Origin of the sequence: Rhizobium sp. RU33A, from assembly GCF_900156055.1 — a bacterium.
Lineage (GTDB): Bacteria > Pseudomonadota > Alphaproteobacteria > Rhizobiales > Rhizobiaceae > Allorhizobium.
The window spans coordinates 263,533-282,540 of the sequence record NZ_FTMQ01000002.1 but is presented as its reverse complement, the minus strand read 5'-3'; the positions used below and the strand labels follow the sequence as shown (position 1 = coordinate 282,540).

Genomic DNA, 19,008 nt, shown 5'->3' with positions numbered 1-19,008 from the left:
CCATGAGCAAAGCGCCCGACATGATCAAACATCGCGGTTTTCCATCCGGTATGCCGGGAACCGGTGTGCAGTTCACCATTCGCCGCGCCAATGACAAGGGTGTCACCCCGATCAAGACCCTGCCGCGAAAGGCGCGGCCGGGCACCAAGGAGCACCGGATCGACGCCGCCTTTCTGCATGCGCTCTGGCACCAGTTCGGGGCAGAACCATTCGTCCGCGGCAATCTCGATGCTGCCCGCCTCAGCCTTTTGTTTGGTCGCGAGGTCGTGGCCGTCAACAGGGACTTCGACCCTCAGTCCTACGACGAAATGCTTGTCATCAACGAGCGCGTCGCCCGCAAGAGCTTCCCTGAATCCTTCGAAGACGTGTTCGAGGTTTAAGGCAATGGCAAAAGATCCGCTCATGCCGAAACATCAGGGCTTTCCGCTCGGTTTGCCCGGAACGCAATGGCAATACACGATCCGCCGGCCAAACCCGAAGGTCACGCCCGTCACCAACTGGCCGCGCCACCGCACCATGGACCAGACGGTGGCACTCGCCGACCTCGGCTTCATGCAGGCGCTCTGGCAGTTTTTCGGCACCGAACCCTTCGAGCGCGGCAATCTCGACGGCGAACGCCTTTGCCGCCTCTTCGGCCGCGAAGTGATCGCCGCCGAACGCGGCTTTGATCCGCAATCCTATTTCGCCAAGCTGAAGATCAACGAGCAGCTGGCCCGGAAGAACTTTCCGGAAGCCTTCGGCGACGTGAAGAACGAGCAGAGCGTGGCGAAGGGCTTGAAGAAGAAGGTGCAGGAATAGCCGGCAGATATGGCGCTTGAGCGTCTGGCGGCTGTGTCCGGATGATAAACGGCAGGGAGAGAAGATAAATGATCCAGAAAATCCTCATCGCCAACCGTGGCGAAATTGCCTGCCGGGTCATCAAGACCGCGAAGAAGCTCGGCATCAAGACGGTCGCCGTCTATTCCGATGCCGACCGCAACGCGCTGCATGTCGAGATGGCGGATGAGGCGGTGCATATCGGCCCGGCACCGTCCAACCAGTCCTATATCGTCATCGACAAGATCCTCGATGCAATCAGGCAGACAGGCGCCGATGCTGTCCATCCCGGCTATGGCTTTCTCTCGGAAAACGCAGCCTTTGCCGAAGCGCTGGAAAAGGCGGGCGTCACCTTCATCGGCCCGCCGGTTGGCGCGATCCAGGCCATGGGCGACAAGATAACCTCGAAGAAACTTGCAGCCGAAGCCGGCGTCTCGACCGTGCCCGGCCATATGGGCCTGATTGCCGATGCCGACGAGGCGGTGAAGATCTCCGATCAGATCGGCTATCCGGTGATGATCAAAGCCTCGGCCGGCGGCGGCGGCAAGGGCATGCGCATCGCCTGGAATGCCGAGGAGGCCCGCGAAGGTTTCCAGTCGTCTAAGAACGAAGCGAAGAATTCCTTCGGCGACGACCGCATCTTCATCGAGAAATTCGTCACCGAGCCGCGTCACATCGAGATCCAGGTGCTGGGCGACAAGCACGGCACAGTGCTCTATCTCGGCGAACGCGAATGCTCGATCCAGCGGCGAAACCAGAAGGTCATCGAAGAGGCCCCCTCGCCCTTCCTCGATGCCGCCACCCGCAAGGCCATGGGCGAACAGGCCGTCGCGCTGGCAAAAGCCGTCGGTTATCACTCCGCCGGCACGGTCGAATTCATCGTCGATGGCAAGCAAAACAAGTTCTACTTCCTTGAGATGAACACCCGCCTGCAGGTTGAGCATCCCGTGACCGAGCTGGTGACCGGCCTTGATCTCGTCGAGCAGATGATCCGTGTCGCTGCGGGCGAGAAACTCTCATTCGGCCAAGACGACGTGAAGCTCAATGGCTGGGCCATCGAAAGCCGGCTCTATGCCGAAGACCCTTATCGTAACTTCCTGCCCTCGATCGGCCGCCTGTCGCGTTACCGCCCACCGGCAGAAGGCACGACTTCCGAGGGCACCGTCGTTCGCAACGACACCGGCGTCTTCGAGGGCGGCGAGATCTCGATGTATTACGACCCGATGATCGCCAAGCTCTGCACCTGGGCCCCCGATCGTCTTACTGCAATTGACGCGATGTCGGAGGCGCTCGACAGTTTCGAAGTCGAAGGCATCGGCCACAACCTGCCCTTTCTCTCGGCCGTGATGAACCAGGACCGTTTCCGCTCCGGCAAGATCACCACGGCCTATATCGCCGAGGAGTTCAAGGACGGCTTCACCGGCGTTACCCCGGATGCCACCTCGGCGGAAAAGCTCGCCGCCATCGCCGCCGTCATCAACCACCGCCTCCAGGCGCGTGCGATCCAGATCTCCGGCACCATCGGCAACCATACCCGCAAGCTCGGCAAGGACTGGGTCGTCAATCTGGCAGGTGGCGACCATGCGCTGGCCGTCACCGAAGGCACCGGCAACACGCGCATCGCCTTCGAGGCCGGCAATGAGTTCGTGATCGCCACCGGCTGGCAGCCGGGTCAGACACTCGCCCATGTCGATATCGGCGGCGAGACGCTGGCAGTGAAGGTCGACCTAAAGGGCCCCGCCATCCGGCTGCGCTGGCGCGGCATGGATGTCACCGCCCGCGTCCGCTCGCCACGTGTGGCAGAGCTTGCCAAGCTGATGCCGGAAAAGCTGCCGCCGGATACGTCGAAGATGCTGCTTTGCCCGATGCCGGGCGTCATCACCGGCGTTGCAGTGAAGGAAGGCGAGACCGTCGAGGCCGGTCAGGCGCTCGCCACCGTCGAGGCGATGAAGATGGAGAACATTTTGAAGGCCGAGCGCCGCGGCACCGTGAAGAAGATCGTCGTCAAGCCGGGCCAGAGCCTGGCGGTCGATGAGTTGATTATGGAGTTCGAGGGGTAGCCATCTCCCCTCAGGAGACTGCCCCTCATCCGCCTGCCGGCACCTTCTCCCCGTAAACGGGGAGAAGGCTGAGATGGCACCGCTTGCTCCTCCCTCTCCCCGCTTGCGGGGAGAGGGCAGGGTGAGGGGCAAACAGGAACACTAGTCGTCGGCCCGCAGTCCGTGCGGAGCAGGGAGAAAACCGGATGACCAAGAAAACCATCGCCGACTGGCAGACGCTTGCCGAGAAGGAACTGAAGCGTCCGGCGGATAGCCTCGTCTGGAACACGCCCGAGGGCATTCCGGTGAAGCCGCTTTATACGGCAGAGGACATCACCGGCATCGACCATCTCGACAGCCTGCCGGGTTTTGCCCCCTTCACCCGAGGACCGCGCGCCACCATGTATGCCGGACGGCCCTGGACGATCCGGCAATATGCAGGCTTCTCGACGGCGGAAGAGAGCAATGCCTTCTACCGCAAGGCGCTTCTCGCCGGTCAGCAGGGCGTCTCGGTCGCCTTCGACCTCGCCACCCATCGCGGTTACGACTCGGATCATCCGCGCGTCGAGGGTGATGTCGGCAAGGCGGGTGTGGCGATCGACAGTGTCGAGGACATGAAGATCCTGTTCGACGGCATTCCGCTGGAAGCTATCTCCGTTTCGATGACCATGAATGGCGCCGTCATCCCGATCCTCGCCAATTTCATCGTCACCGGCGAGGAACAGGGTGTCTCGCGCGACAAGCTGTCCGGGACCATCCAGAACGACATCCTCAAGGAGTTCATGGTCCGCAACACCTATATCTACCCGCCCGAACCCTCGATGCGGATCATCGCCGACATCATCGAATACACGGCGAAGGAGATGCCGAAGTTCAACTCGATCTCGATCTCCGGCTATCACATGCAGGAGGCGGGCGCGACGCTGGTGCAGGAGCTGGCCTTCACGTTGGCCGATGGTCGCGAATATGTCCGCGCCGCCATCGCCAAGGGGCTGAATGTCGATGAATTCGCCGGTCGCCTTTCCTTCTTCTTTGCCATCGGCATGAACTTCTTCATGGAGGCCGCGAAGCTGCGCGCAGCCCGCCTGCTCTGGACCCGCATCATGCAGGAGTTCGAGCCGAAGAAGGCGTCCTCCCTAATGCTGCGCACCCATTGCCAGACCTCGGGCGTGTCGCTGGCCGAACAGGACCCCTACAACAACATCGTCCGCACGGCTTTCGAGGCCATGTCCGCGGTACTGGGCGGCACGCAGTCGCTGCACACGAATTCCTTCGACGAAGCGATTGCGCTACCTACGGAATTCTCTGCCCGCATTGCCCGCAACACGCAGCTGATCCTGCAGCACGAGACGGGCGTGACCAAGGTCGTCGATCCACTCGCTGGCTCCTACTACGTCGAGAGCCTGACCAACGACATGGCGGAAAAGGCTTGGGGTTTGATCGAGGAGATCGAGCGCTTGGGCGGCATGACCAAGGCCGTCGATGACGGTCTGCCGAAGCGCTTGATCGAAGAGGCAGCCACCCGTCGCCAGGCCGCCGTCGACCGCGCCGAGGAAGTGATCGTTGGCGTCAACAAGTATCGCCTCGAAAACGAGGAACCGATCGACATTCTGCAGATCGACAACACAGCTGTCCGCCTGTCGCAGATCAAGCGGATAGAGCAGACGCGCCGCCAGCGCGATCCGAAGCGGGTCAGCGAAACGCTGGCACGCCTGACTGAGGTCGCCAAAACCGGCCAGGGCAACATCCTCGAAGCCGCTGTCGACGCCGCCCGCGCCCGCGCCACCGTCGGAGAGATTTCGGACGCCATGCGCGTCGTCTTCGGCGATCACGTTGCCGTGCCCGAAGTCGTGCATGACATCTACGGCAAGGCTTACGAGGGCGATCCGGAAATGGAGACGCTGTCGACCCGCCTCAAGGACTACGGCAAAGCGGCCTCCAAGCCGCGCATCCTGATCGCCAAGCTCGGCCAGGATGGCCATGATCGTGGCGCCAAGGTGATTGCGTCCGCCTTCGGTGACATCGGCTTCGATGTCGTGGCAGGCCCCCTCTTCCAGACACCGGAGGAAGCCGCGGACTTGGCCGTCGCCAACAAGGTCCAGGTCGTCGGCATGTCCTCGCTCGCCGCCGGCCACAAGACGCTCGCGCCGCAGCTGGTCGAAGCGCTGAAGGCTAAGGGCGCGAACGACGTGATCGTCGTGGTCGGCGGCGTCATCCCGCGCCAGGATTATGACTTCCTGCTCGAAAGCGGCGTCTCCGCCGTCTTCGGCCCGGGCACGAATGTCATGGACGCCGCCCGCTCCGTGCTTGACCTGCTGGAGGGTCGCCTGCGAAACAGTTGAGGCTGACGGCTCGGGGAGGAGCATGGAAACCTACGATTACATCGTCATCGGCGCCGGCACTGCCGGCTGCCTGCTGGCCAATCGGCTTTCCGCCGATCCATCGCGGCGGGTGCTGCTGCTGGAAGCCGGTGGCAGCGACAACTATCACTGGATCCATATCCCGGTCGGCTATCTCTACTGCATCAACAATCCGCGCACCGACTGGTGCTTCAAGACGGAAGCAGAGGCTGGGCTGAACGGCCGCGCCATCGGCTATCCGCGCGGCAAAGTGCTCGGTGGCTGCTCCTCGATCAATGGCATGATTTATATGCGCGGCCAGGCCCGCGACTACGACCAGTGGCGCCAGATGGGCTGTGACGGCTGGGGCTGGGATGACGTCCTGCCGCTGTTCAAACAGACCGAGGACTTTCACCGGGGGGCCGACGACAAACATGGTTCAGGCGGCGAATGGCGCGTGGAAAAGGCCAGGCTTCGCTGGGACGTGCTGGAAGCGTTTCGCGAAGCGGCCAAGCAGGCGGGCATTCCGGAGACCGATGATTTCAATCGCGGCGACAACGAGGGCTCCGGCTTCTTCGAGGTGAACCAGAAATCCGGTATCCGCTGGAATACGGCGAAGGCTTTCCTGAAACCGATCCGGCATCGCAAGAACCTGACGATCCTGACCCGCGCCCATGTGAAGCGGCTGACGATTGAGGGTGACCGGGTCACCGGCGCAGAAGTCCATCACGACGGTGAGCTGAAGCGCTTCGCCTCTCGCCGCGAAGTGGTCCTGTCAGCCGGGGCCATCGGCTCGCCGCAAATCCTCGAACTTTCCGGCATCGGTCGCGGTGATATCTTGCAGAATGCCGGGATCGAAACTGTTCGCGAGGTGCCCACTGTCGGCGAAAACCTGCAGGACCATCTGCAGCTCCGCCTTGTCTTCAAGGTGACCGGCGTGCCGACCCTCAACGAGCGCGCCTCCAGCCTCTACGGCAAGGCCATGATCGGGCTGGAATATGTGCTGCGGCGCTCAGGCCCGATGTCGATGGCACCGAGCCAGCTCGGCATCTTCACCCGCTCCGGCCCGGACAAGGAAACCGCCGACCTCGAATACCATGTCCAGCCAGTCTCGCTGGACAAGTTCGGCGATCCTGTTCATCCCTTCCCGGCAATGACGGCGAGTGTGTGCAATCTGAGACCCGAAAGCCGGGGTTCGGTGCATATCGCGGGACCGGACTTCGCCGCCCAGCCGAAAATTGCACCGAACTACCTCTCAACAGCGGGCGACCGCGACGTGGCGGTTCGCTCGATCCGGCTCACCCGCCAGATTGCCGCACAGCCGGCCTTTGCACGATTTAAGCCACAGGAATACCGTCCCGGACCTGATCTAGAAAGCGATGCAGAACTGGAGAAGGCCGCAGGCGATATCGGCACGACGATCTTCCACCCTGTAGGCACCTGCCGCATGGGTGCGGACCCTGACAGCGTGGTGGACCCGCGCCTGAGGCTACGCGCACTGAAGGGCCTGCGCATTGCCGATGCCTCGGTCATGCCGACCATCACCTCCGGCAATACCAGTTCCCCTACCCTGATGATTGCCGAAAAGGCGGCCGCGATGATCCTGGAGGATCACCGCTGATCGTTGATATCAGCTGCGATCGTCCGCATTCGCCCCGAGCAGTTTCGGCAGGTCGCCGAAGCGGGCCACGAGGCCGAAGATGATGGCCGCGACCGCCACGAACAGGATCGTCACTGAAGCCATGACCGGCGTATAGCCGTAGCGCAGCGCGTTGAAGATCTTGATTGGCAGCGTTTCCATCACGAAGCCGACCGTCATGTAGGCGACGATGTATTCGTTGAGCGAGAGGACGAAAGCGAAGGCATAGCCAGAAACGAGGTAGGGTGCGATCAGCGGCAGCACGACGGTGCGGAAGATGGTCCGGTCGTCGGCGCCCATGGTGGCGGCTGCCTCGACCAGTGAGCGATCGATCGCCGAGAAGCCGAGCGACAGCGTCACCAGGGGCAGCGTCACGAAGAAGATCGCGTGGCTGATGACGGCCGTCCAGGGCTGACCATAGAAGCCGGTCGCTGCCCAGAAGGTGAGAAGGCCGAGTGCCGTAATGACCGGCGGCAGCGTGAAGGGGGCAATGCCGAGCAGTTGGAACACTTGCGCCCAGGGGGCAAGTCGCCGCCAGAGAAACCAGGCGAGCGGCAGCGCGATGGCAACCGCAAGAGCCGCCGCGCAAAGCGCCAGGATGACCGAGGCGAACAAAGCCGCGCGCCAGCCCGGATCGGTGAAAATCGCGCTGTACCACGAGAGCGAAAAGCCCTGCGGCGGAAAGTTGAGGCTCTGCTTAGCATTCACCGAGACCCCGGCGACCACGACGATGGGCGCAGCGAGGAAAATGCCGATGAGCGTAAAGTAGAGACGGGTCAGAGCCTTGTTCATGCTGTCTCTCCCTTGCGACCGATCAGCAGCGTCAGCGCCACCATGCCGAGCGTGACGAGCACGAGGAAGACGGCCATCGCCGCCGCAAACGGCATGTTCGACTGGTAGATCGCCTGGTCTGTGATCAGCACAGACAGCGTCCAGTGAGAGGGCCGGCCAAGGATCTGCGGCAACAGATAAGATCCAAGCGCGAAAATGAAGACCATGATCAGCGTGGCAATCAGCGTGTTGCGCAATGCCGGCGCGACCACCGTGAAGAAGGCGCGGAGCGGCGAGGCACCAAGCGTGCGCGCCGCTTCCGTCAGTGTGGGGTCGAGCCTGACGAGAGCGGGATAGAGCACGAGCACGGTATAGGGCAGCGCCTGATAGGTCATGCCGGTCAAGACAGCGCCGAAATTCGGCATCAATGCCACGGGGCTTTCCATCAAGCCGACCATCACCAGGAGATTGGTGACGCCGGCCGTGCGCGAAAGCAGTGTCGACCAGGCAAAACCGATGATGACTTCCGAGAGCGACAGCACGGAGAGGAGCGCCACCAGCCACACCACCTGTGCTTTGCGAGACATGCGGGCGAGCAGATAGGTGAAGGGCAACGCCAGCGTCACGCAGACCACGGCAACAGCGATCGCAAGCCCCAGTGAGAAGCTGAGTACGCCACCGAAGAAGAAGCTCAGGAAACGGGCGTAATTGTCGAAAACGAAATCCGGCGAATAGAAGCCGGTCGGATCCCGCTTGAAGAAGGAGACAGCGATCATCGTCGCGAAGGGCACGACAAAGAACAGGATCAGCATGCCGGCCGGAAAGGCGAGCGGCGCATAGTCAAGCGCGGTTTTCGGGGACTCGCGTCTCATGCTGAGAGCACCACGGCTGTTTCGGGGTCGATGACGATGCCGACATCTTGGCCGACGGTGACGACGGGCCGCTCGCGCGGAGTCGAAACGGCGACGACTTCGGTACCCGCAACATCAAGGAAGGTCTCGATCGTGCCGCCGAGATCGCGGATGAAGGTGACCTTGCCGGTAATGCGGCCTTCGCCAGGAGCAGCAAGCTTCACGTCCTCGGGGCGAACCGAGAGGCTCGCCTGCCCCTGCCCAGACGGTGCCGAAATACCGGCAACGCTATGGCCGAGCACCAGCGCAGAACCGCCCTGCGCAGTCAGCGGCAGGAGGTTGGTAGACCCGATGAAGTCGGCCACGAAACGATCGGCTGGACGGCGATAGATCTCGATCGGGCTCGCCGCCTGACGGATCTTGCCGCCATTCATGACGACGACCGTATCGGCCATTGTCATCGCCTCGCGCTGGTCATGCGTGACGACGATCGTGGTGATGCCGAGCTGCTGCTGCAGCTTGCGCAGCTCCACCTGCATCGCTTCGCGCAGCTTGGCATCGAGCGCCGACAGCGGTTCGTCGAGCAGGAAGAGTTTGGGCGAGATGGCGAGCGCCCGGGCAATCGCAACACGCTGCCGCTGGCCGCCGGAGAGCTTGTGAACGGGACGGTCGGCATAGCCGGTGAGGTGGATCATCGAGAGCAGCTCGTTGACCCGCTTCATCTGCTCCTCGCGACCGATGCCACGGATGCGCAAGGGATAGGCGATGTTCTCGCCGACGGTCAGATGCGGGAAAAGCGCCAGCGACTGAAAGACCATGCCGAGATCCCGCTTGTGCGTCGGCACCTGGGTAATGTCCTGGCCATCAAGAATGATCGCACCGTCGGTCGGGCTGTCGAGACCGGCAATCATCCGAAGCAGCGTGGTCTTGCCACAGCCGGAGGGGCCGAGCAGGCAGACGAAGGTACCATGCGGCACCGAAAGCTGCACATTGTCCACGGCCGTAAACGGACCGAACTGCTTGGTGACGGAATTGAGGGTGAGGCCGGACATGGACTTCCAATCAGACGAATGTTGTTCAAAACGGTGCGAGACAGTCGACGCCCAGGGGCTCGAAGTCTCGGGTGTTGGCAGTCACGACGGTGAGGCCGTGGGTTTGCGCCGTTGCGGCGATGAGGATGTCGGCGAGCTGGCCGTTGTGACCGCGTGCACGCATTGCCCCATCAAGGGTTCCGGCGGCAAGCGCTGTTTCAGTATCAACGACCAAAATGCTGTCGGCATACTGCTCGATGAGACTTTGCAGCCAGAGGCGCAATTGCCGCGCCCGAGTGGGATTACCATTCTTGACCAGTTCGAGCTTCGTTGCACCCTTCTGTATCTCAAGGACAGTGATCGTCGATAGATAAAGAGATTCTTCCCCAAAGCGCTGCCGCAACCAGTCTTCAAACGCTTCCGAGGCTCTTCCGTCGTAAAGCAGCGAGACTGCATTGGTATCGAGCAGATATCCTTTCAAAGATCCACGTCCCGGCTCGGAGAAGGATTTCGTTCAAGGACTAGGCCGGGTTCGGGGAAACTCTTCAGATAATCGACCAGATTCGGTTTCTGCCCTGGGTCAGCTTTTGGCTCCCTCTCCACCGCCACCAGCGTCGCCACAGGCTTGCCATCCCGCGTAATCGTCACGCTGCCGCCCTTGATCACCTCGTCCACCAGTTCGGAAAGATCGGTATTCACATCGCGCACGCTGACCGTTGCCATGAGATTGTCTCCGCTGAGATGCCTTCGGTGATCCTATCACGGGCGTGAAGATGCCGCAAAACCCCGCAAGTCTCCCAGATCGCGGCAAGATCAGCCCCTCACCCTACCCTCTCCCCGCAAGCGGGGAGAGGAGAAGTTGGCACAGAGCCAGCAGCTTGCCTCCTTCTCCCCGCCTGCGGGGAGAAGGTGCCGGCCCTTCGACAAGCTCAGGGCGGATGAGGGGCAACAGCAGCCCTCTGATCAACCGACGATCAGCTCGGTCCACTTCTGGTTCAGCCAGTCCGACTTGGTCTGGTAGAGATCATAACGCGGCGTGATCGGCTCGATATCGGAGGATACCGAGGCGAATTCGGCATCGGTCAGGTCGAGCAGTTCGCGCTTGACCGTAGGCGCCGTGCCGACCTTGCGCGACAGGGTCGCCTGGATCGACGGCTGGCACATGTAGTCGATGAAGATGTGAGCTTCCTCGGTCTTGGCCGAAGCGCGCGACAGAGCCCAGCAGCCAGAGTCCTGAATGCCGCCTTCCTTCGGGAAGGTCGAGCGTACCGGCTGGCCATCGGCAGCGGCAAGACCCGTGACGTCGTGGTAATACTGGCCCATCGGGATTTCGCCCGACTTCAGCGACTGCTCGAACTGCGCTTCGTCACGATACCAGAGGCGCACATTCGGCTTCACTTCTGCGAGCTTCTCGAGCGCCTTCAGGATGCCCTCTTCGGTATCGAGCGCGTTGGTGCCGCCGAGATAGGTCTTGGCGGTCACTTCCAGCAGGAAGGAGTTGGAGACGAGCGCGAGCAGGCCGAGCTTGTCGGCATTCGCCGGATCCCACAGGGCTTCCCAGGAGGTCGGAGCTTCCTTGTAGACATCGGTGTTGGTGACGAGCGTGATGTACCAGGCGACAGCACCGACGCCGGCGACGCGACCATCCGGATACTTGTTGACGAAGCGGTCGATCAGGCCGAAGGCATTGCTGATCTTCCCCATGTCGATCGGCGCCCAGAGCTCGGTGGCCTGGCCCTTCAGCATGGCAACCTGCGACATCATCGAAAGGTCGGCCGGTGCCTGGCCGGCCTTGGCGGCCTGTTCCAGCTGCACGAGCCAGGCTTCACCTGTCGGCTCGGCGATGGATTCGACGGCAATGCCGGTTGCCTTTGTGAACTCCGGGAAGATGTTCTTGTCGAACGAATCCTTGAAGTAACCGCCATAGACGCCGATCTTGATCGACTTGTCCTGAGCGCGCAGGATCGACGGCATGGCGAGCGCGCCGGCGGCTGCGACCGAGCCGGCGAGCACGCCGCGGCGGCTGACGGAAGTGGAGAGAATGTCTTTCATGGTCCTGTTCCCTTGTTGTGGTTGAGGCGTTTTCGCCCGTTCGTCTGTATCGGTTGCCGGACGACATGAGCCGTCCGGGATATCAGCCCTCAGCGGGCCTTGATGGCCGGACTGTAGACCATCAGGCTGAGGATTTCGAAGAGGATTTGTGCGCCGACGTGCGCCGTATTGTGGTTCGCGTCATATTGCGGCGCGACTTCGACCACATCGCCGCCGATGAGATTCATGCCCTTGAAGCCACGAATGAGCTCCAGTGCCTCGCGTGACGTCAGACCACCGACCTCCGGCGTGCCAGTGCCGGGAGCGACGCTCGGATCGAGACTGTCGATATCGAAGGAAAGATAGGTCGGCCCATCTCCGATCACGGCCTTTGCCTTTTCGATGATTGCCGCAATGCCGAGACCATTGATTTCCTCGGCGTGAATGACGGTCATTCCGGACTCGTAGGAGAACTCCCAGAGATATTCGGCAGGTCCGCGAATGCCGATCTGGATCGTCCGGACCGGATCGAGCACGCCATCCAGCACCGCGTTGCGGAACGGGCCACCATGGTGGAACTTCGTCTGGTCGAAGGCACCGCCGGTGTCGCAATGGGCGTCGATGTGGACCATGCCGACGGGGCCATGCTTCTTGGCAATCGCCTTCATGATCGGATGGGTGATCGAATGGTCACCGCCAACAGAGAGCGGCAACACGCCCTGGCTCACCAGCTTCGTGTGATAGGCCTCGATGTCGTCATGGCTCATCTCCAGCCGGTAACGGCTGGAAAACGGCACGTCACCGATATCGGCGACCTTGAGATCGAAGACCGGCGCGCATTCGAGAACATGGTTGTAAGGACCGATGCGATCGATGGCCCGCAAGGCGCGAGGCCCAAAGCGCGAGCCTGGCCGATTGGTGACGCCCAGGTCCATCGGCACACCGACGATCGCGACGTCGAGATCACTGACATCCGGGTTGCGCTGATCAACCTGGCGATAGGGCGCAGACACGAAAGTCGGCACGCCGGCATACGGGGCAGCCCGCGTACCGTTCGAGAAGATCTTCTCGCCGACCTTGGCAAACTTCGGATCGAAGATCTCGCCGGCCTTGTCGTTTCCGTATTTCTCGCGCAGCGCCGCAAGGCGCTTTTCATCGAAAGTCATCTGGCGTTCCCTGTTAGTGAACAATGAGCAGATCATCGTCCATTTTTGCGGCACGATCTTGGCATGCCTTTATTGTAAGCATTAACCCGCAACAGACTTGGAAAATCAATTCACGATGTTATAGCATTCGATGTGAGAAAAATTCACGGATCCTGAACCATCAATGGCAAGCCGCCTGCCCCCGCTCAACCCCCTGCGCGCCTTCGAGGCCGCCGCTCGTCGCGGCTCGATCTCGGCTGCAGCGCGGGAGTTGAGCGTCACCCACGGCGCCATCTCGCATCAGATCCGCAGCCTGGAAGAAACGCTGAAGACGGCGCTTTTCGAGCGCGGGGGCAAGCGTCTGAAACTGACACCGCAAGGCGCGCTCCTCCTGCCGGCCGTCACCCAGGCTTTCGATGGCATTGCGGCGGCAACCGCGCTGATGAACCGCCCCTCGACCAGCGGCAGCCTGCGCATCTCCTGCGTGCCGGCGCTACTCTCGCTTTGGCTCGTGCCCCGCCTCGGCTCCTTCGTCGATCGCTATCCCGAGATCAGCCTGACGTTGACCTCAAGCAACGATCCGAACCTCATCTACTCCCCCGACATCGACATTGCGATCCTCTATGGCGCCGGCGGCTGGAAGGATTGCTGGACACGGCTCTGGAGCACCTTCGAACTCTTCCCCGTTGTCAGCCCCACGCTGCTCAACACGCGGCCTCTGCGATCGGTTCGCGATCTGCACGACCACGTGCTGCTGCATGGCGATGACGGCCGCGAATGGCGAAGCTGGCTTGCCGCCGCTGATCAGCTCGACATGCCCAAGGCGCGGGAACACTTCATGGGCGATGCAAGGCTTTCGACGGAGGCTGCCCGTTTCGGCCAGGGCGTGGCGCTCGGGGATAGCATCACGGCCTCCAGCCTGATTGCCGCCGGCGAACTGGTCATCCCCTTCGATCTCGCGGTGCCCGCACCGGATGCCTTCTATGTCGCGGCTCGCAATGATGTTCGCCCAGCCCCGATCGCCAAGGTCTTCATCGACTGGATCTTCGACATGATCGAAACCGAGCGCGCCGCCCAGCCGCGCCCGGCAAGCCGACCTTCGGGACGAGGCCTGCCCTCGACCCGCAAGCGCAACACCAACACCAACACTATTACCGTGCTCTCGGAAGAGAGCTGATAACACCGAGGAACCTGCCATGCCCGCCGCCCCCTTCAATCCGCTCGTTGCAGATCTCTCGGCTCCGCCTGTCCCTTCGGTTTTTGCCTGGGCGCGCGCCTATGACGAAGCGGCGGGCCCGATGATCGACTTGAGCCAGGCGGTGCCCGGCTATCCGCCGCATCCCGATCTCTTCGCTTGGCTGGCCGAGGCCGCCTCGGCGCGGTCAAATGCCGGCTACGGCCCGATAGAAGGCGAAGCGCCGCTGCGCGAGGCCTATGCGGCAGAAGTGGCCTCCGTTTACGGCGCGCCTGTCACGGCCGACAACATCCACATCACTGCCGGCTGCAACCAGGCCTTCATGGCAACAGTCTCCGCGATTGCGGGGAGCGGCGATGCGGTGGCGCTGACGGATCCCTTTTACTTCAACCAGGAAACCACGCTGACGATGATGGGCATTCGCCGCGAGCTGATCCCGCTTGATCCAGCGACCGGTTTCGTGCCCACCATCGAAGGCATCGAGGCGGCCCTGGCGAAGGGCGTCAAAGCCGTGGCACTCGTGTCACCGAACAACCCGACGGGCGCCATATATCCGGCGGACCTGCTGCGCCAGGCCTTCGAGGCCTGCCGCAAGGCAGGTGCTTTCCTCATTCTCGACGAGACCTATCGCGACTTCCTCCCCGGCGAAGGCCGCCCGCATGATCTGCTATCGGTCGACGGCTGGGAAGAGAACCTCATCCTCCTCTACTCCTTCTCCAAATCCTTTTGCATCCCAGGCCACCGCCTCGGCGCAATCACGGCCGGCCCCCGTGCCGTCTCGGAAATCGCCAAGGTCATGGACAATCTGCAGATCTGCGCGCCGCGTCCACCCCAGGCGGCCGTCGCCAAGGCGATCCCGGCGCTCAAGGCCTGGCGCGAGGACAACCGCATCGAGATCCTTAAGCGCGCCGAAACCCTGAAGGGCGTGATGGCCAAGCTTCCCGACTGGCAGATGGACTCGCTCGGCGCCTATTTCGCCTTCATCCGCCATCCCTTCGCAGGCCAGGACTCCGCCCATGTCGCGGAAAGGCTGGCGAAGAAGGCGGGCGTGCTCTGCATCCCCGGCGCCTATTTCGGCGACGACTGCCAGGATTACCTGCGCTTCGCCTTCGCCAATGCCGACAGTGCAACGATCAAAGGTCTGGTCTCTCGTCTATCGACCTTCAAGCTGGACTGATCACGGATGTCGAAGAGCGTGGCGATCATCGGCGGCGGCCCGGCGGGCCTGATGGCGGCGGAACATCTCGCCGGCAAAGGCCATGCTGTGACGGTCTATGACGCCATGCCGACGGTCGGCCGCAAGTTCCTGCTCGCCGGCAAGTCCGGCCTCAACATCACCCATGCCGAGGACTATGCGCGCTTCGTGACCCGCTTTGGCGCGGCGAACGATCGGCTGCGCGCCATACTCGACCTGATGACGCCGGAGGCGATCCGGGTCTGGGCAGCCGACCTCGGCACGGAAACCTTTATCGGCTCCTCCGGTCGCGTCTTCCCCAAGGTGATGAAAGCTTCGCCGCTGCTGCGCGCCTGGCTGAAACGCCTGGAGGGCATGGGCGTGACCATCCTCACCCGCCACCGCTGGACGGGTTTTGACGGAGAGGCCCTGACCTTCGAAACGGTTGAAGGGCAGAAGCACGCCACTGCCGACGCCACACTTCTTGCGCTCGGTGGTGCGAGCTGGCCAAAGCTAGGTTCGGATGCAGCCTGGGTGCCGCTGCTGGAAGCAGAAGCGGTCGACATCACGCCACTACGCCCTGCCAATTGCGGTTTCTACTGCGACTTCTCCGAAAGCTTCGACACCCGTTTCTCCGGGCTGCCGGTGAAATCGGTGAAGGCAACCTCGGCAGCCGGCACCACCCAGGGTGAATTCGTCATCAGCAAAGGCGGTATAGAAGGCAGCCTGATCTACGCCCATTCGGCATCGCTGAGGGACGCGCTCGACCGCGATGGCCATGCGGAGCTCGTCCTCGACCTCACGCCGGGGCGCACGACCGAGAAACTGACGACGGACCTGGCGCGTCAGGACCGCAAGGCAAGTTTCTCAACCCGCCTGAAGAAGGCCGCCAATCTCGACGGCGTGAAGATCGCGCTGATCAGAGAGGCCACCCCTGAGGCCAACCGGCTCGACCTCACCGAGCTGGCAAAACGCATCAAGGCCCTGCCGCTCGCCGTCAAGCGCCCGCGTCCGATTGCCGAGGCAATCTCGACGGCAGGCGGCGTCTCCTTGAACGCAATCGACGCGCACTTCATGCTGACATCACGCCCCGGCACTTTCGTCGCCGGCGAAATGCTCGACTGGGAGGCGCCGACGGGCGGTTATCTGCTGACCGCCTGTTTCGCGACAGGAATTGCTGCGGCAGATGGTATCCACCGCTGGCTGGAGCCACCAAACGATTGACCCTTAGCGGCTCGCCGTCTTGTGCGAGGAGCCCGGCTTGCGGAACTCGACAGTGGTCTTGGCGACTGGGATGCCGAACTTGGTGACGAGCGCTGTGTTCAGCACGGTCCCATCCTCGCGCAACACCATCTTGTCCCAGAAATGCACCTTATTGCCTTGGGTTTCCGGGCTCAGATAGACGAGATAGTTGAAGCGCGCGACGGCACCATTCAGCCGCACGGTCGTCTCGCCGATCACATCCTCGCGGGTGCCGCTATAGGTGGTCGGCCCCGTCTTGGTGAAGCGCCAGGTCTTGCGGTCCTTGGTCCCGTCGTCGAAGACGAAGTCTTCGCGCAACGTCAGCGTCTTGCCATCCCACTTGCCCGTGAGATCAACAGTGAAGGTGCGCTTGACGCCATTGATCGCGCGGAAGGAACCGACCGCTTCCGTGCGACCAACAAAGTAGTCCTCGAACGTGAACTTGTCCGCCGCCTGACCTGCGGTCGGCAGCAGGCTCATGGCGAGCCCGACAAGGGCGAAAGTGAGCTTCGGCATGATTGGCGTCTCCATCATTGGCTTTGTGCAAACCACTACGCACCGGATGGACGGCCGGATTTTTGCCCGGCACGGCAAACATATTCGTGAAGGCGGCGCAGGCACCGCCTCAACCGAATTCAGCCGTTATCGCGCTGATAGATCCAGTCGTGGTCAGGATGGTTCTGGAAGCGCCATTTGCGCAAGGGGCCGGCCATGACGTTGAGATAATACATCTCATAGCCATGCGGCACGCCGCAGGGGTGATGCCCCCTAGGCACCAGCACCACGTCACCATCGGACACCGCCATGGTTTCGTCCAGCGAACCATCCTCGGTGAAGACACGCTGGAAGCCAAAACCCTGGGCCGGGTTGAGGCGGTGGTAATAGGTCTCCTCAAGATAGGTCATCTCGGGGAAATTGTCCTCGTCATGCCGGTGCGGCGGATAGGACGACCAGTTGCCAGAGGGCGTGAAGACTTCCGTCACCAGAAGGCTGTCGGCCACATCGCGATCTTCCATGGCGATCGGGTAGATATGGCGCGTGTTGGCGCCCTTGCCGCGATCGACAAGCGAAATGCCCTCAGGCCCGATCTGCTGTGCCTCGCGTCCCGGCATGGCAGGTGCCGTGCAGATGGCCAGCACGCAGTCGGTGGTGGCCTTGGCCGACCAATCGCTGCCGGCCGGCACATAGACACAATGCGGCGGGGTCTTCTCAAACACCGACATCCGATGGCCGAGTTCACCGAACTCCTTGCCTCCACCAGAGATCTCAGCCTTGCCTTCGACGAGTACGAGAATGACCTCCGTCTCGCCGGTCTGCTCGACAGCGCTTTCGCCCGCTTTCAGGTGGTAGAGCCCGAAGCCGATATAGCCCCAGCCGGCACTGGCGGGGGTAATGTCATGCACTTTGCCGGATGTGCCCGAAGGCTTGCGCAACAGATCGGCCATTCCTCGTCTCCTGATTTCGGCGCTCAGTCGGCGTCAGCCCGTTCGGCTTCGGCTGCAATCCGCGCCCGTTCGGCCTCCGCCTTGGCTTCGGCCTTTTTCATCGTGTGATCATACATGAACAGCAGCTCGTAACCGGCATAAAGACCGCAGGCGACGAAGATCATCGCCCATCCGGTGGCACCGTTCGAATACTCAACCCCCGCCCAGGCCAGCGGCAGCACGACGCAGAGTATGCGGCGATAAAGCGGCTTGAAGAAGGGATGGGTCGGATCAAGGATCTGGAACTTCAAGGCTTTGCTCCCGGCAGTCTTGTGAATGGGTCGCCTGCAATAGAGCCCAAATCCGCCTGCTGTCAAAACACGGGGCGAAGATTACGTCCCCGCCCCGACTTCAATTCAGATCAATCCGGCATCCTTGGCGAAGCCCTTGAGGGACTTCAGGCCGAGGCTCTGATACTCGAAGGGATTGCGCACATCCGGATCCTGCTCGGCCTCGATGACGATCCAGCCTTGGTATCCATGCTCGGCGGCGATCTTCAGAACCGGGGTAAAATTCACGCCGCCCTCGGTGTCGCCAGGCACGGTGAACACCCCGCGACGCACGCCTTCAAGGAAGGAGAGCTTTTCGTTGCGCACCTGATCGGCGATCACGGGACGAACATTCTTCGCGTGGATGTGACCAACGCGGTGCATGTATTTTTTCGCAACCGCTTCCGGATTGCCGCCACCGAAGAAGCAATGGCCCGTGTCGAGCAGCAGCTTGGCATGCGGGCCAGTATGCTCCATCAGCTTGTCGATTTCCGCTTCGGTCTCGACGACCGTTCCCATGTGGTGATGGTAGACCAGCGAGATGCCCTGCGACGCCGAGAACTTCGCAAGCGCCTCGACGCCGGCGCCGAACTTGGCCCAATCGGCATCGGACAGGACCGGACGGTCGGCGAGTGCCACATCATCGGCGCCATGGATGGCATTCGAGGTTTCGCAGACAATGATGACCTTGCAGCCCATGGCCTTGAGCACATCGAGGAAGGGCTGCATGGCGGCCTTTTCGTCTTCGATCGTGTTGGTGAGCAGGTTCAGCGAATGCCAGCCGGAGACGAATTTCAGGCCGCGCGGCTCGAGCACCGACTTTAATCCGGCTGGATCGGTCGGCAGCTTGTGGCCCTTCTCGATGCCGTCGAAACCGATCTTGGCAGTTTCGTCCAGGCACTGTTCGAGGCTGATATGGGCGCCGAGGCGGCGGTCGTCATCGTTCGACCAGGCGATCGGGTTGGTTCCGAAAAGGATCATG

General features: G+C 62.1%; 19 protein-coding genes. 8 read left to right on the top strand and 11 right to left on the bottom strand.

What is annotated here, in order from left to right; translation table 11 throughout:
- The first annotated feature begins 2 nt into the window (after positions 1–2).
- The 5 genes from BW978_RS07300 to BW978_RS07280 all read left to right on the top strand — a co-directional run bounded on the left by BW978_RS07300 (position 3) and on the right by BW978_RS07280 (position 6,815).
- Positions 3–380 carry a hypothetical protein gene (locus tag BW978_RS07300; RefSeq protein ID WP_076393698.1) on the top strand — a complete coding sequence of 126 codons (378 nt, stop codon included), beginning with the start codon at positions 3–5 and terminating at the stop codon, positions 378–380.
- Positions 381–384: 4 nt separating this feature from the next.
- On the top strand, positions 385–798 hold the full coding sequence (locus BW978_RS07295) for a hypothetical protein (protein WP_076393696.1): 414 nt from the start codon (positions 385–387) through the stop codon (positions 796–798).
- Between the two features lie 68 nt (positions 799–866).
- The gene (locus tag BW978_RS07290; RefSeq protein WP_076393694.1) at positions 867–2,876 is read left to right on the top strand and encodes an acetyl-CoA carboxylase biotin carboxylase subunit; all 2,010 of its coding nucleotides are present in this window, start codon (positions 867–869) and stop codon (positions 2,874–2,876) included.
- A 185-nt stretch (positions 2,877–3,061) separates the two neighbouring features.
- Entirely contained in the window at positions 3,062–5,197 is a 2,136-nt protein-coding gene (gene scpA / locus BW978_RS07285) for a methylmalonyl-CoA mutase (RefSeq protein ID WP_076393692.1), read from the top strand.
- A gap of 22 nt (positions 5,198–5,219) precedes the next feature.
- Entirely contained in the window at positions 5,220–6,815 is a 1,596-nt protein-coding gene (locus BW978_RS07280; protein WP_076393690.1) for a GMC family oxidoreductase, read from the top strand.
- A 9-nt stretch (positions 6,816–6,824) separates the two neighbouring features.
- Here the strand turns inward: BW978_RS07280 and BW978_RS07275 are convergent, their stop codons facing one another.
- The 7 genes from BW978_RS07275 to speB form a co-directional block, all read right to left on the bottom strand.
- A complete protein-coding gene (locus BW978_RS07275; RefSeq protein ID WP_076393688.1) occupies positions 6,825–7,625 on the bottom strand; it encodes an ABC transporter permease in 801 nt (266 codons plus the stop codon).
- Positions 7,622–8,476, bottom strand: a complete 855-nt coding sequence (locus BW978_RS07270) for an ABC transporter permease (protein WP_076393686.1) — start codon at positions 8,474–8,476, stop codon at positions 7,622–7,624. Before BW978_RS07270 ends, BW978_RS07275 begins: the two co-directional genes overlap by 4 nt.
- Positions 8,473–9,507 (bottom strand): ABC transporter ATP-binding protein, encoded by a 1,035-nt coding sequence (locus tag BW978_RS07265; protein WP_076393684.1) that lies wholly within the window; start codon positions 9,505–9,507, stop codon positions 8,473–8,475. Before BW978_RS07265 ends, BW978_RS07270 begins: the two co-directional genes overlap by 4 nt.
- Before the next feature lie 25 nt (positions 9,508–9,532).
- Positions 9,533–9,967, bottom strand: coding sequence for a type II toxin-antitoxin system VapC family toxin (locus BW978_RS07260; protein ID WP_076393682.1), 435 nt, complete (start codon positions 9,965–9,967; stop codon positions 9,533–9,535).
- The gene (locus tag BW978_RS07255) at positions 9,964–10,209 is read right to left on the bottom strand and encodes a type II toxin-antitoxin system Phd/YefM family antitoxin (protein ID WP_076393680.1); all 246 of its coding nucleotides are present in this window, start codon (positions 10,207–10,209) and stop codon (positions 9,964–9,966) included. The genes BW978_RS07260 and BW978_RS07255 overlap by 4 nt, the downstream gene beginning before the upstream one ends.
- Positions 10,210–10,449: 240 nt before the next feature.
- Complete coding sequence (locus tag BW978_RS07250) at positions 10,450–11,538, bottom strand: ABC transporter substrate-binding protein (protein ID WP_076393678.1); 1,089 nt, start codon at positions 11,536–11,538, stop codon at positions 10,450–10,452.
- A gap of 89 nt (positions 11,539–11,627) precedes the next feature.
- A complete protein-coding gene (gene speB, locus BW978_RS07245) occupies positions 11,628–12,683 on the bottom strand; it encodes an agmatinase (protein ID WP_076393676.1) in 1,056 nt (351 codons plus the stop codon).
- A 163-nt stretch (positions 12,684–12,846) separates the two neighbouring features.
- Between speB and BW978_RS07240 the strand changes: the two genes are divergently transcribed.
- Genes BW978_RS07240 through BW978_RS07230 form a run of 3 tightly spaced genes read left to right on the top strand, consistent with a single transcriptional unit; the run spans position 12,847 to position 16,255 of the window.
- Complete coding sequence (locus BW978_RS07240) at positions 12,847–13,839, top strand: LysR substrate-binding domain-containing protein (protein WP_076393674.1); 993 nt, start codon at positions 12,847–12,849, stop codon at positions 13,837–13,839.
- Between the two features lie 19 nt (positions 13,840–13,858).
- Positions 13,859–15,034 (top strand): aminotransferase, encoded by a 1,176-nt coding sequence (locus tag BW978_RS07235; protein ID WP_076393672.1) that lies wholly within the window; start codon positions 13,859–13,861, stop codon positions 15,032–15,034.
- Between the two features lie 6 nt (positions 15,035–15,040).
- Positions 15,041–16,255: a TIGR03862 family flavoprotein gene (locus BW978_RS07230; protein ID WP_076393670.1), complete on the top strand. Its 1,215-nt coding sequence runs from the start codon at positions 15,041–15,043 to the stop codon at positions 16,253–16,255.
- Positions 16,256–16,258: 3 nt separating this feature from the next.
- On the opposite strand, the gene BW978_RS07225 is transcribed toward BW978_RS07230, so the two are convergent.
- The 4 genes from BW978_RS07225 to iolE all read right to left on the bottom strand — a co-directional run bounded on the left by BW978_RS07225 (position 16,259) and on the right by iolE (position 19,007).
- A complete protein-coding gene (locus tag BW978_RS07225; protein ID WP_175616856.1) occupies positions 16,259–16,789 on the bottom strand; it encodes a DUF3833 family protein in 531 nt (176 codons plus the stop codon).
- Between the two features lie 119 nt (positions 16,790–16,908).
- Positions 16,909–17,718 (bottom strand): 5-deoxy-glucuronate isomerase, encoded by an 810-nt coding sequence (gene iolB, locus BW978_RS07220; protein ID WP_076393666.1) that lies wholly within the window; start codon positions 17,716–17,718, stop codon positions 16,909–16,911.
- Positions 17,719–17,741: 23 nt separating this feature from the next.
- The gene (locus BW978_RS07215) at positions 17,742–18,008 is read right to left on the bottom strand and encodes a hypothetical protein (RefSeq protein ID WP_076393664.1); all 267 of its coding nucleotides are present in this window, start codon (positions 18,006–18,008) and stop codon (positions 17,742–17,744) included.
- 105 nt (positions 18,009–18,113) lie between these two features.
- The gene (gene iolE, locus BW978_RS07210) at positions 18,114–19,007 is read right to left on the bottom strand and encodes a myo-inosose-2 dehydratase (protein WP_076393662.1); all 894 of its coding nucleotides are present in this window, start codon (positions 19,005–19,007) and stop codon (positions 18,114–18,116) included.
- Position 19,008: the final 1 nt, after the last annotated feature.